This window comes from Massilia timonae CCUG 45783, assembly GCF_000315425.1.
In the GTDB taxonomy this organism is placed as follows: Bacteria; Pseudomonadota; Gammaproteobacteria; order Burkholderiales; family Burkholderiaceae_D; genus Telluria; species Telluria timonae.
Map to the genome: position 1 here is coordinate 504097 of NZ_JH992922.1, position 12245 is coordinate 516341.

The window sequence follows — 12245 nt, forward strand, 5'->3', positions numbered from 1 at the left end:
GATGGAATACGTCATCCTCAAGAATCCGGTCGCCGACTGGCTGGTCGCGCTGGTCGTGGTCGCGGCCGTGGCGGCCGGGCTGGACGCCGTCAAGTCGATCCTGGCGCGGCGCCTGGCGGCGCTTGCCGCGCGCACCGACGCCAAGTGGGACGACATCGCGGTCGCCGCGCTGCGCTCGACCAAGCTGCTGGTGCTGATCATCGTCGGCATCTATGCCGGCGCCAGCTTCCTGGCGCTGCCGGACAAGGCGCAGCTGTTCATCGGCCGCGTCACCATCACCGCGGTGCTGATCCAGGTCGCGATCTGGGGCGACCGCGCGCTGCGCACCTGGCTGGTGGCGACCCGCGCCCAGCGCAACGAAGACCCGGACCGCATCACCTCCTCGGCCGCCATCGCCTTCCTGGTGCGGGTGGCGCTGTGGGCGGTGGTGGCCCTGATGGTGCTGGACAACCTGGGCGTGAACATCACCACCCTGGTGGCCAGCCTGGGGATCGGCGGTATCGCCATCGCGCTGGCGGTGCAGAGCATCCTGGGCGACCTGTTCGCCTCGCTCTCCATCGTTCTGGACAAACCGTTCGTGGTGGGCGACTTCATCATCGTCGACAAGATGCTGGGCACGGTCGAGAAGATCGGCCTGAAGACCACCCGCGTGCGCAGCCTCTCCGGCGAGCAGATCGTGTTTTCCAATAACGACCTGCTCAAGAGCCGCATCCAGAACCTGCGCCGCATGGAGTCGCGCCGCGTCGTATTCCAGTTCGGGGTGTCGCACCTGACGCCGGCGACCCTGCTGCGTGGCTTGCCGGAGATGGTGCAGCAGATCGTCGCGGCCCAGCCGCAGGTGCGCTTCGACCGCGCCCACCTGGCCGGCATCGCGGCGCCGGTGTTCAACTACGAGGTGGTGTACTACGTCGACAACACCGACTACACCGTCTACATGAACGTGCAGCAGGAGATCTACCTGAGCATCCTCGCCGGACTCGAGGAACGCGGCGTGTCGCTGGCCCTGCCGGTGCAGCTGGTGCGGCTGGCGCGCGATCAGTCGCAGCTTGCGCAGGCCGCGCAAGCGGTGGACCAGGCCGCGTGGACCGGCGGGGACGACGCCAGGGCCGCGTAAGCCCGGTCAGGCGGCCCTGGCCAGGACCGCCAGCACCCCGTCCGCGGTCAGCGCGCTGGACGCCGGATTCTGGCCGGTGACCAGCCTGGCGTCCGTGATCGCGAACGGGGCCCAATCCTCGGCGCCGCGCTCATAGCGGCCGCCCAGCTCGCGCATCCGCGAGGCCAGCAGCCAGGGCGCGTTCGCGGCGATGTCTGCCGCGCCGGTGAAGCCATCATCGCGCCGCCGGCCGCCCCGTCGTGACCGGAAACTCGGCAATCTTTGCCCGATCCTGCTATCAAAGACGTGAGCACATGTACTCAGCGTCCTCTTCCTGCCCCGAACCGTCCTGTTGACCGTGTTCGTATCTGACAGGCGTGACTTTCCCGCCTCCCGCCGATTACATCGGCAGCAGTGCCTGACGTCACCGCCAGACTCGCCACGGGTAGCGCCGTTCTCTCTGCAAGAGCGATGGTGGCGGACCGTGCTTCATACGCCATAACTCGATACTGACCGCACGCCATACACATCCAACGTCTTCGATCTCTGTCGCTTGGTTTTCGCAACAAAGATGAGTCATGTGATGGTGTGCTTCCTTGCCAGTATACGTAGCATCAGACACCGGTGATGGAGCCAGAGTTCCGCTCCAAACCCGTTTCGCGGCCCCGAAATGGGCGCTACCATGAGCGGCATGGACACCCGACTTCTCGACGCCGTGCTGCGCCATGCGCAAGACAATGCCGATGCCGGCGGCATTGCCCGCACGCCCATCCCCGGCCTGATCACGATCTATTCGACCGGCCGCACCGAGCTGAGCTACCAGATCCCGCGCCCGCTCGCCTGCCTGGTCTTGCAAGGAAGCAAGCACGTGACGATGGGCAGCCAGTCGTTCACCTTCAATGCCGGCGATTCGCTCCTGATCATGGCCGACGTTCCGACCGTCAGCCAGATCACGCAAGCCAGCGCCGCCGCGCCCTATTGCGCGCTGGCGCTGGACCTGTCGCCCGAAGTCATCGCCGACCTGATGACCGAGATCGCGGTGGTGGAAGCGGGCGACGAGGCGCCGGTGCGCATCGAGCCCACCGAAGACCAGCTCGTGGACGTCACGCTGCGCCTGATGCGCATGCTCGAACGGCCGGCGTCGATCCCGGTATTGAAGGGGGCCCTGATCAGGGAATTCCATTACTGGCTGCTGGCCGGGCGCCACGGCGCCGCGATCCGGCGCCTGGGGCTGCCGGACAGCCAGGTGCGGCGCATCGCGCGCGCGGTGGCGCTGCTGCGCACGAACTATGCCCAGCGCCTGCCGGTGGAGCAATTGGCGAAGCTGGCCGGCATGAGTCCTTCGTCCTTCCACCAGCATTTCCGCGCCGTGACCTCGCTCACGCCGCTGCAATTCCAGAAGCAGCTGCGCCTGATCGAGGCGCGGCGCCTGATGCTGGCCGAAGGCAAGAATGCGAGCAATGCCGCCCATGCGGTCGGGTACGAGAGCGTGCAGCAGTTTACGCGCGAATACGGGCGCATGTTCGGCATGCCCCCGGTGCGCGAAGTCGCGGCCCAGGCCCGGCTGCACGCCGCGGCCTGAGGCGCCCTTCCTCGTTCGGGCGCGCCCGCCTCGGTGCGGTCAGATGGTCTGGCCGTCCGAGACCTCGATGCGCTGCCCGGTGATCCAGCGGTTGTCCTCGCCCAGCAGGCTGGCGATCATCGGGCCGATATCGTCCGGCACGCCGACCCGGCCGAGGGCGATCATGCCGGCGAAGGCGGCGTTCATGTCCGGCGTGTCGCGCACCGCGCCGCCCAGGAAATCGGTCTCGATCGCGCCCGGCGCCACCGTGTTGACCGCGATGCCGCGGCTGCCCAGTTCGCGCGCCAGGTAGACGCTCAGGATCTCGACCGCCCCCTTGACCGCCGCATAGGCGCCGAAGCCCGGGTAGGAGACGCGGGTCAGGCCGGTCGACAGGTTGACGATGCGCCCGCCGTCGGCCAGCAGCGGCAGCAGCGCCTGGGTCAGGAAGAACACGCCCTTGAAGTGGACGTCCACCAGGCGGTCGAACTGGGCCTGGGTGGTGTCCTCGATCAGCGCCGCGTCGCCATGGCCGGCGTTGTTGACCAGGTGGTCGAAGCTGTCGCGGCCCCAGGTTTGCTTCAGCGCGGCGCGCAGGTGCTCGACGAACAGCGGGAAACCGGCGACGTCGCCGACGTCGAGCCGCAGCGCCAGCGCCTGGCGGCCCATGGCGCGGATCTGGTCGACCACGGCCTGGGCGTCCTGCTCGCGGCTCTGGTAAGTGATGATGACGTCGCCGCCCTTCTGCGCGATGTGCAGCGCGGTGTTGCGGCCCAGGCCGCGGCTGGCGCCGGTGACGAGTGCGATCTTGTTCATGGTGTGCTCCTTCAGGTGGGGTGGAAGAGCACCCAGTATCGGGTTCGGGCATGCTCTCCCGTTGCCGGAAGCTGGCCTCTTTTTGCCTGATTCTCCAAATCCGCAAATGTGACATTCCGGGGGCCAAGGCGGGCGTAAGTACGTACATCCCTCTATGAAAGATGTTGAAATTCACGCGCTCCGGCCCCATGTACAATTGATCAATTACCGCCTATATTGGCGGATGCATCCCCGATGGCGACGGCGGCATCGTCGTCTATTTCATCCCTCAACGGAAAAGGAGTTCGCATGGCAATCAGTCTGCAAAAAGGCGGCAACGTCAACCTGAGCAAGGAAGCACCGGGCCTGACCAAGGTCATCATCGGCTTGGGCTGGGATCCCCGCTCGACCGACGGTTCCGCCTTCGACCTGGACGGCAGCGCTTTCCTGCTGAAGACCGACGCCAAGGTACGCGGCGACACCGACTTCATCTTCTACAACAACCTGAAATCGAGCGACGGCTCGGTGGTCCACGCCGGCGACAACACCACCGGCCAGGGCGACGGCGACGACGAGAAGCTGACCGTCGACCTGGCGCGCGTGCCGGCCGACATCGACAAGGTCTCGTTCTGCGTCACCATCCACGACGCCGACGCGCGCCGCCAGAACTTCGGCCAGGTGGGCAAGGCCTATATCCGCTGCCTGAACGCCGCCGGCGAAGCCGAGATCGCACGCTACGACCTGTCCGAGGACAGCTCGACCGAAACCGCGATGATCTTCGGCGAACTGTACCGCGCCGGCAGCGAATGGAAGTTCCGCGCCGTCGGCCAGGGCTTCAAGGGCGGCCTCGGTCCGCTGGCACGCTCGTTCGGCGTCAACGTCTGAGAGTTTCACAGGGAGCTTCCCTGACGGCCCGCGCCGCCTGGCGCGGGCCCGCAACGCCACGCCAGTGGCCGATCATCCATCAAGAGAGTCCACATGCGCGTCTGGTACAACAGGACGTTTTCGTCCGTGAATGCGGCGATCAAGCTGATCCGCGAGGCCGATACCGAAGGCCGTTTCACCATCATCCACAGCAACGCCAACCGCCATGCGCCGGCCGCGCGCCTGGCCCATGAATTCCACGTCGAGCCGACCGGCCTGAAAGGCGACGCCTATGTCGACTGGTGCCTCGCCTTCTGCCGCGACCACAGGATCGACATCTTCGTGCCGGGCCGCGAAGCCACCCTGCTGGCGGCCGAGCATGCGCGCTTCGCCGACATCAAGACCCGCGTGCTCAGCGCCGCCCCGCCGGCGCAGCTGAAACGCATCCACGACAAGGCCGATTTCTATGCCGCGACGGTGCTGCCGGACGCGCCGGTGGCGGCGTTCCGCCCCTTCGCGACCCTGGAGCAGTTCGACGCCGCCTATGCCGAGTTGCGCCCCCACCATGCGAAGCTGTGCGTCAAGCCGGCGCACGGCATCTATGGCCTGGGCTTCGCCATCGTCGACGAAGAGCGCAGCAGCGCCGCGCTGCTGATCAAAGGCGTGGAGTACCACATCGGCTACCAGGACCTGCGCCGCGGGCTGGGAGAGCTGGAGACTTTCAACACCATGCTGCTGATGGAATTCCTGGACGGCCCCGAATACAGCGTCGACTGCGTGGGCGACCATGGGCGCCTGGTCACGGGCGTGGTACGCCGCAAGCTGCCGCAAGCCGGCAGCGGCCAGCTGATCGACATGCGCCAGGACATCCTGGATGCGACGACGCGCCTGGCCGCCGACTACCAGCTCAATGGCGTGTTCAACGTCCAGTTCCGCGAGGGCGGCGGCCGCCCGCGCCTGCTGGAAATCAATCCGCGCATGTCGGGCGGGATCGGCATGGCCTGCCTGGCCGGCCCCAACCTGCCCTATATCGCGCTGCGCGGCTTTGCCGAAGGCTACGATGGCCTCGAGATTCCCGCGCCGCGCCACGGCATGCGCGTGGCCGAAGTCAGCGTCGCGACGGAGCTGGCATGAACGCGCCGCACCCATTCCCCATCCAGCGCATCGAACTGCCGACCGGTGTCCTCGACCTGCGCATCGACAGCGGCGCGTCCGAACTCGACGCCCTGCTCGGCTTTGCCGCGCGCGCCAACGCCAAGCGCGGCTTCCTGTTCCTCAGCAAGGTGCTGGGCAAGCACTGGCCGGCACAACCGATCGACATGCTGACGGTGCACGAGCGCCTGGCCGCGACCGTGCCGCAGCTCAAAGGCGCGGTCCAGGGCCCGGTGGTGTTCATCGCCATGGCGGAGACCGCGATCGGCCTGGGCCAGGGCGTGTTCGAAGCCTGGCTGCGCGCCCATCCGGGCCAACAGGCGCTGTTCCTGCACACCACCCGCTACCGGGTCGGCGATGGCCCGCTGATCGAATTCGAGGAAGCGCACAGTCACGCGCCGCGCCAGTTCCTGCACGCGCCGGTCGAGCCCGAGCTGCACGCTCTGCTGCTGGCCGCACGCACCCTGGTGCTGGTCGACGACGAAGCCAGCACCGGCAATACCTTCGTCAACCTGGCCGCCGCCTGTCGCCGCCTGAATCCGGGCCTGGAACGGGTGCACCTGGCCACCATCACCAATTTCATGGGCCGCGCCGCGACCGACGCGCTGGACGCCCGCTTCGGCATGCCGGTGACGAGCGGCGCGCTGGTCGAGGGCGAATTCAGCTTCGCGCAGGGAGCGCTGCCGCCCGACCGCGGCGTGGCGCAGCGCTATGCGGAAGACGCCGACCGCGGCGCCAGCCCCGCCTTCGGCCGCCTCGGCACGGCGCGGGCATTGCGGGCGCCGGAGCGACTGGCGGCGCGCCTGGCCGGCGAGTTCGCGCCCGGCAGCCGGGTGCTGGTGCTGGGCACCGGCGAATTCATGCACGTCTCGACCCTGTTCGGCGCCGCCCTGCAGCGCCATGGCGTCGACGTGGTGGTGCAGTCGACCACGCGTTCGCCGATCCTCACCTGGGGCGCGGTGAGCCATGCCTTGACCTTCCCCGACAACTACGGCGAGGGCATCGCGAATTACCTGTACAACGTCGCGCCCGGCCAGTACGAGCACGTGCTGGTCTGTCACGAGACCGCGCCCGGCCCCGCGCTGTTCCAGCTGGCCGGCCAGCTGAACGCGCGGCTATTCCACTTCCAGTCCGAGGACCACGTTGAAGAAGTTCCTGTTCGCTGACCTGGACGACACGCTGTTCCAGACCTTCGGCAAATGCGGCGCGCACCGGGACACCCCGGGCGCCCTGGAGCCGGCCGCCTATTACAAGGACGGCAGCATCTGTTCCTATACCACGCCTTCGCAGCGCTCGTTCCTGGCGCTGCTGCAGGACGGGATGACGATGATCCCGACCACCGCGCGCGACCTCGACGGCCTGCGCCGGGTGTCGCTGCCGTTCGACAGCTACGCCGTCATCAATTATGGCGGCGTGGTGCTCGAGCCGGGCGGCGCGCTCGACCAGCCCTGGCTGGACGGCATGCGCACGGCGATGCATGCCGCGCTGCCCGGCCTGCAAGAGCTGGCCGCCCACATCGACGACCATGGGAAGCGCAGCGGCTATGGCGGCCGCGCGCGCATGATCGAGGATTTCGCCACCCCGTTCTTCCTGGTGGTGAAGGATCCGGACAAACAGGCCGAGCGCCTGGCGCCGCTCGAGGAAGACGTGGTGCGGCCCTGGATCGCCGACGGCGACCGCGATTACTTCATCCACCGCAACGGCAACAACCTGGCCATCCTGCCCAAGGCGCTCAACAAGGCCAACGCGGTGGCCCACATCACCCAGCGCCTGAAGCGCGAATTCGGCGAGATCGTCACCTTCGGCATGGGCGACAGCCGCTCGGACGCGCGCTTCATGGCTGCCTGCGACTACGCCATCATCCCGCGCGGCACGCAGCTCGCCGGCATCACCGTGGGGGCGCTGTGAGCGACTGGGAAGACTTCTCCGGCAGCTACCGCAAGGGCGAGGTCAGCTTCCTGCTGCGCCGCCTGCCGCAGGAGGGCTTCGTCGACGTCGCCGAGAAGGAAGCGCTGATCCAGAGCGGCCGGCGCCACTACAGCCAGATGCTGTCGCCCGAGTCGGCGCCGTCGGCGCGCTACATGGCGCTGTTCGACGAGGCCTGCCGCGCCAACAACGCGCGCATGGCGCGCGACTGCCTGCGCCTGGCCCGCCTGATCGCCGCGCGCCCGCTGCACCGGCTGGCGCTGGTGTCGCTGGCGCGCGCCGGCACCCCGGTCGGGGTGGTCGTCGCCCGCCTGCTGCGCGAGCTGTTCGGACGCGACGCCGTGCACTATTCGGTGTCGATCGTGCGCGATCGCGGCATCGACGCCGCCGCCCTGCGCCACATCCTGGCGCACGGGCACCAGCCCGATTCCATCGTCTTCCTCGACGGCTGGACCGGCAAGGGCGTGATCGCGCGCGAACTGGCCGGCTCGATCGAGGTGTTCAACGTGCGCCACGGCACCCATATCGACGCCGGCCTGCACGTGCTGTCCGACCTGGCCGGCGCTAGCGCCTGCGCCGCCTCGTGCGACGACTACCTGATCCCGTCGAGCATCCTGAACGCCACGGTGTCGGGCCTGGTGAGCCGCACGGTGATGAGCGAGGACATGCGCGCCGACGACTTCCACGGCTGCGTGTTCTACGAACAGTTCGCGGCGGTGGACCGCTCGCAGGCGTTCGCCGACGAGCTGCTGGCGCTGGCGCTGGCGCAAGCCGACACGCTGCCGCGCGCGGAAGCGATCGACGCCGCGGCCGCGCGCGCGCGCTCGCAGGACTACATCGGCGCCGCGATGCGGCGCTACGGCATTGCCGACGTCAACCTGGTCAAGCCCGGCATTGGCGAAGCCACGCGCGTGCTGCTGCGCCGCGTGCCGCGCCTGGTCGTGCTGCGCGACCCTGGCGCCGCCGAAGTGGCGCACCTGGCCGTGCTGGCCGAAGAAAAACGGGTGCCGGTCGAGATCGACCCGCACCTGCCCTATCACGCAGTATCCCTGATCAGGAGTGCATCGGATGGCTAAATCACTGGGCGCGTCGCTGTACGTGCCGGCCAATCACAAGAACCTGACCGCGATCGCCAATGGCGAGCGCTTGCCGCACGCGCGCTCGCTGATCTTCTGCACCGAGGATTCGATCGCCGACCGGGAACTCAGCTGGTCGCTGTTCAACCTGTCGGTGGTGCTGGCGAACATGCGCCTGGACGTGGCGGCCGACCGCTTCGTGCGGGTGCGCAATCCCGAAGTGCTGGCGCGCGTGCTGGCCATGCCCGGCGCCGAGAAGCTCACCGGCTTCGTGCTGCCCAAGATCACGCGCCACAACTTCGACAGCTATTTCAAGCTGGTGCGCCACACCGGACACGTGTTGATGCCGACCCTGGAGACGGCCGAGGCCTTCGACGACGGCGAAATGCAGGGCCTGCGCGCCGCCCTGGAGGCGCCGGGCGTGCGCCACCGCATCCTGGCGCTGCGCATCGGCGGCAACGACCTGCTGGCCCTGCTCGGCCTGCGCCGCCCGCGCGGCATGACCTTGTACCGCACGCCGCTCGGGCCGGTGATCTCGCGCCTGGTGACGACCTTCCGGCCCTACGGCTTCATGCTGACCGCGCCGGTGTTCGAATACCTCGACCTGCCCGAACTGCTGGACCAGGAAGTGATCGAAGACCTGGCCCACGGCATGGTCGGCAAGACCGCGATCCATCCTACCCAGATCGCGGCGATCGAGCAGCACTTCAAGGTGACGCCGCAAGACCTGGCGGTGGCGCGCGCCATCCTCGACGCCTCGAGCCCGGCGGTGTTCCGCATGGACGACGCGATGCAGGAAGTCGCCACCCACCGCGCCTGGGCCGAGCGCACCCTCGAACAATCGCGCCTGTTCGGCTCGCGCGCCGAACTGGGCCACAAACCATTCCTGGAAGGAGAACCCTCATGACTACATTTGGACGCGGACAGAAGGGCAAGCTGGCCGACCTCGGCGCCGGCCACATCTTCGATGTCGACGTCGAGATCGCCGCCAACGGCGCCTCGGTCGACGTATCCTGCTTTGGCCTGGACGCCAACGACAAGCTGTCGGACGACCGCTACATGGTGTTCTACAACCAGCTGGCCAGCCCCGAAGGCGCGGTGCGCCTGGACCTGAGCGGCGCTCGCGCGCGCTTCGCGCTGAACCTCGACCTGTTGCCCAGCTCAATCACGAAACTCGTGTTCGTGGCGACGATCGACGGCGCAGCCACCATGCGCACGCTGGGAGCCAGCTCACTGTCGCTGGGCAGCGCCGTGCGCTTCCCATGGTCGGGCGCCGACTTCGGCGACGAGAAGGCCCTGATCGTGGCCGAACTCTATCGACGTGACGGCCTGTGGCGCTTCGGCGCCGTCGGCCAGGGCTTCAATGGCGGCCTGTCGGCGCTGCTGAAGCACTTCGGCGGCGCCGAGGCGGGTACGCCGGCGCCGGCCGCACCCGCGCCTGCTCCTGCTCCTGCTCCTGCTCCTGCTCCTGCTCCTGCTCCTGCTCCTGCTCCTGCGCCCAAGCCGGCGGTCTCGCTGTCCAAGGTCACGCTCGACAAGCGCGGCGACAAGGTTTCGCTCGACAAGCGACCCGGCGGCGGCTACGGCCGCATCCACGTCAACCTGAACTGGAACCAGGCCGCCATCGCGCCGCCGCCGGCCTCGCCGCCGCCTCCCTCTTCGGCCGCGCGCGGCGGCGGCTTCCTCGACCGCCTCACCAGCATGGCGGGCGACCTCGCGAACAAGGCCGGCGAGATGGCCAACAAGGCCGGCGCGGCGCGCAAGGGCCGCAGCGGCATCGACCTCGATCTCGGCTGCATGTACGAGCTGGCCGACGGCCGCCGCGGCCTGGTGCAGGCGCTGGGCAACACCTTCGGCGACTATGAGCGCGAACCTTTCATCCAGCTCGATGCCGACGACCGCACCGGCGCCGCCGCCAATGGCGAGAACCTGTTCATCAACGGCGAACGCTTCGACAAGATCAAGCGCGCGGTGATCTTTTCCTTCATCTACGAAGGCGCGGCCAACTGGGGCGTGACCAATGGCGTGGTGACGGTGACGGCGCCGGGCCAGGCGCCGGTCGAAGTGAAACTCGACGGCGGCGACCGCCAGATCATGTGCGCGATCGCGCTGATCGAGAACCGCGGCGGCAACCTGGTGATCACCAAGCTGGCCGAGTACTTCCAGCAGCAGGGCATGACCAGCGCGCACGAGCTGATGGACCGGCACTACGGCTTCGGCATGCGCTGGAAGACCGGCAGCAAGTAAACCCGTTACGGCAGGGCTGCTACCACTTGCAGCCCTTGTCGGTGATCGTCTCGATGGCGAGCGGCACCAGCAACAGCAGGTTGACCGTCGTCCGGCCCTCGGCATACTTGGTCTGGCAGTCAGGGCGCTTCGCCCTGCGCACCGCGCGTGACAGGTCGCTGTCGTCGCTGGCGCGCATCTGTTCGGATTCGCGCAGGCTTTGCAGCGCGGTCGGCGCCCGCGCGCTTTCCACTTGCCGCGCCGCGGCGCGCAAGGATTCCATATCGATGGTCCTGGCCGGCGCCAGCGTCTGCTGACTGTCCGTCGCCGGCGGCGTCTCGGGCGCCGCGGCGAGCGGCGCCGGTGGCGTTGGCATTTCCACGGCCGGCGCCCTCATCCGATTCGGCCGGCGCAGCGGCGCCGCCGTGACCGGAGGCGGCGCGAGCGCCGCTGCCGGCGCCGGCGGCCGCGGCGCCGGAATGAAGACGACCGCAACGTAGTCGACGGGCGCCTCCGCGTAGCGCGCATCGGGCGTTTCCGCGAAGCGCAGCAGCGCAAGCACGAACAGGAGATGCGCCAGCGCGACCAGCGCGCCGGAGACGCCCCGCGTCAAGCGTCGTCCCGCCGGCGAAGCCGCGCCGCCAGCAGTTCGGGGCGGTCGAGATACAGGAACACGTAACGCGGCAGGCGCTTCCTCGCTTGCCAGTGCAGGATATCGATGCGCGCGTCGTCGGCGAGCACCAGCACGCAGTTCGGCTTGTCGAACGGCGTGACCAGCAGCGTGTCCCGGCTCGCCACCCCATGGCGCCGGCGCCAGATCGGCAGCGGCGCATCGACCCTCTCCAGGCGCGCGACCGCCGCCAGCGGCAGCACGCCTTCGACACGCGCTCCCACGCTCAGGTGCAGCGCATCGTCCGTCATGACATGACGCCCTGCCCCGATATGCCAGCGGTCGCCGAGCACCCAGGCCAGCGTGTACAGCACGGCGACGGCGCCGAGGACGTGCAGCAGGGCCAGCTTGCCGGCATCCTCGACGAACAGGTTCAGCAGCAGGACGTGCACCGGCAGCTCGAGCAACAGGCTGACGAAGACGACGGCGGTGGCGGTGCCGTAGGCGCCGCGTTCCAGGTAGGTCAGCGCGACGCCGTCCGGCAGCGTGCACGCAGCGGTTTGCCGCCGCAGGCGCCTGAAGCAGCCGATCCACAGCAGGCGGTCAAGCCGGAGCATCCCCACCAGTTCGGGCGGCAGCAGCGCCGTTACCCGCGCATGCCATGGGGCCCGGGCCGCATGCGCGCTGCGCAGGCGCTGCCAGGCGTCCGGCGCGTGGGCGATGTCTTTCGCCATCAGCAGCAACAGGGGCAAGGACAGGCCGAGACTGCGCAAGAAGGGCTTGGCGGCATCAGGAGCGAGCGTCCTGGCGATGGAGACCAGGAATAAGGCGGCGAGACCCCAACCGGCTAGATCGCGCCAGGATGTGGTGCGCAAGGAGGAAACAAGTGAGGGCGGCTGCATGGATCGACGATAGGAGGATGAACCATTCGATTACAGCATG

The 12245-nt window shown here is 68.4% G+C and carries 13 protein-coding genes; 9 read left to right on the forward strand and 4 right to left on the reverse strand.

What is annotated here, in order from left to right:
* The first annotated feature begins 1 nt into the window (after position 1).
* Positions 2–1114, forward strand: a complete 1113-nt coding sequence (locus HMPREF9710_RS02120; RefSeq protein WP_005663472.1) for a mechanosensitive ion channel family protein — start codon at positions 2–4, stop codon at positions 1112–1114.
* A gap of 6 nt (positions 1115–1120) precedes the next feature.
* Here HMPREF9710_RS02120 and HMPREF9710_RS02125 read toward each other — a convergent pair whose 3' ends face one another.
* Positions 1121–1372, reverse strand: a complete 252-nt coding sequence (locus HMPREF9710_RS02125) for a type 1 glutamine amidotransferase family protein (protein WP_040774902.1) — start codon at positions 1370–1372, stop codon at positions 1121–1123.
* A 412-nt stretch (positions 1373–1784) separates the two neighbouring features.
* Between HMPREF9710_RS02125 and HMPREF9710_RS02130 the strand changes: the two genes are divergently transcribed.
* Positions 1785–2675, forward strand: a complete 891-nt coding sequence (locus tag HMPREF9710_RS02130) for an AraC family transcriptional regulator (RefSeq protein ID WP_040774905.1) — start codon at positions 1785–1787, stop codon at positions 2673–2675.
* 39 nt (positions 2676–2714) lie between these two features.
* On the opposite strand, the gene HMPREF9710_RS02135 is transcribed toward HMPREF9710_RS02130, so the two are convergent.
* The gene (locus HMPREF9710_RS02135) at positions 2715–3470 is read right to left on the reverse strand and encodes an SDR family NAD(P)-dependent oxidoreductase (protein WP_005663477.1); all 756 of its coding nucleotides are present in this window, start codon (positions 3468–3470) and stop codon (positions 2715–2717) included.
* A gap of 288 nt (positions 3471–3758) precedes the next feature.
* On the opposite strand from HMPREF9710_RS02135, the gene HMPREF9710_RS02140 reads away from it, so the two are divergent.
* From HMPREF9710_RS02140 to HMPREF9710_RS02170, 7 genes are all read left to right on the forward strand, one after another.
* Positions 3759–4334: a TerD family protein gene (locus tag HMPREF9710_RS02140; RefSeq protein WP_005663479.1), complete on the forward strand. Its 576-nt coding sequence runs from the start codon at positions 3759–3761 to the stop codon at positions 4332–4334.
* A 93-nt stretch (positions 4335–4427) separates the two neighbouring features.
* Positions 4428–5447 carry an ATP-grasp domain-containing protein gene (locus HMPREF9710_RS02145; RefSeq protein WP_005663480.1) on the forward strand — a complete coding sequence of 340 codons (1020 nt, stop codon included), beginning with the start codon at positions 4428–4430 and terminating at the stop codon, positions 5445–5447.
* Positions 5444–6631 (forward strand): phosphoribosyltransferase domain-containing protein, encoded by a 1188-nt coding sequence (locus HMPREF9710_RS02150; RefSeq protein ID WP_005663482.1) that lies wholly within the window; start codon positions 5444–5446, stop codon positions 6629–6631. Before HMPREF9710_RS02145 ends, HMPREF9710_RS02150 begins: the two co-directional genes overlap by 4 nt.
* A complete protein-coding gene (locus HMPREF9710_RS02155) occupies positions 6609–7373 on the forward strand; it encodes a hypothetical protein (RefSeq protein ID WP_005663483.1) in 765 nt (254 codons plus the stop codon). Before HMPREF9710_RS02150 ends, HMPREF9710_RS02155 begins: the two co-directional genes overlap by 23 nt.
* Positions 7370–8467: a cysteine protease StiP family protein gene (locus HMPREF9710_RS02160; protein ID WP_005663486.1), complete on the forward strand. Its 1098-nt coding sequence runs from the start codon at positions 7370–7372 to the stop codon at positions 8465–8467. Before HMPREF9710_RS02155 ends, HMPREF9710_RS02160 begins: the two co-directional genes overlap by 4 nt.
* A complete protein-coding gene (locus HMPREF9710_RS02165; RefSeq protein WP_005663488.1) occupies positions 8460–9374 on the forward strand; it encodes an HpcH/HpaI aldolase/citrate lyase family protein in 915 nt (304 codons plus the stop codon). Before HMPREF9710_RS02160 ends, HMPREF9710_RS02165 begins: the two co-directional genes overlap by 8 nt.
* Positions 9371–10714, forward strand: coding sequence for a TerD family protein (locus tag HMPREF9710_RS02170; protein ID WP_005663491.1), 1344 nt, complete (start codon positions 9371–9373; stop codon positions 10712–10714). Before HMPREF9710_RS02165 ends, HMPREF9710_RS02170 begins: the two co-directional genes overlap by 4 nt.
* Before the next feature lie 19 nt (positions 10715–10733).
* On the opposite strand, the gene HMPREF9710_RS02175 is transcribed toward HMPREF9710_RS02170, so the two are convergent.
* Both HMPREF9710_RS02175 and HMPREF9710_RS02180 read right to left on the reverse strand, forming a co-directional pair.
* Entirely contained in the window at positions 10734–11306 is a 573-nt protein-coding gene (locus HMPREF9710_RS02175; protein ID WP_005663495.1) for a hypothetical protein, read from the reverse strand.
* Positions 11303–12076, reverse strand: a complete 774-nt coding sequence (locus HMPREF9710_RS02180; protein WP_157225412.1) for a hypothetical protein — start codon at positions 12074–12076, stop codon at positions 11303–11305. Before HMPREF9710_RS02180 ends, HMPREF9710_RS02175 begins: the two co-directional genes overlap by 4 nt.
* Positions 12077–12245 lie beyond the last annotated feature (169 nt).

Coding starts and splice junctions, on each gene's coding strand:
- HMPREF9710_RS02165 (WP_005663488.1), top strand. CDS start 8,460: ATGGCTAAATCACTGGGCGCGTCGCTGTACGTGCCGGCCAATCACAAG.
- HMPREF9710_RS02120 (WP_005663472.1), top strand. CDS start 2: ATGGAATACGTCATCCTCAAGAATCCGGTCGCCGACTGGCTGGTCGCG.
- HMPREF9710_RS02145 (WP_005663480.1), top strand. CDS start 4,428: ATGCGCGTCTGGTACAACAGGACGTTTTCGTCCGTGAATGCGGCGATC.
- HMPREF9710_RS02140 (WP_005663479.1), top strand. CDS start 3,759: ATGGCAATCAGTCTGCAAAAAGGCGGCAACGTCAACCTGAGCAAGGAA.
- HMPREF9710_RS02135 (WP_005663477.1), bottom strand. CDS start 3,470: ATGAACAAGATCGCACTCGTCACCGGCGCCAGCCGCGGCCTGGGCCGC.
- HMPREF9710_RS02130 (WP_040774905.1), top strand. CDS start 1,785: ATGGACACCCGACTTCTCGACGCCGTGCTGCGCCATGCGCAAGACAAT.
- HMPREF9710_RS02170 (WP_005663491.1), top strand. CDS start 9,371: ATGACTACATTTGGACGCGGACAGAAGGGCAAGCTGGCCGACCTCGGC.
- HMPREF9710_RS02150 (WP_005663482.1), top strand. CDS start 5,444: ATGAACGCGCCGCACCCATTCCCCATCCAGCGCATCGAACTGCCGACC.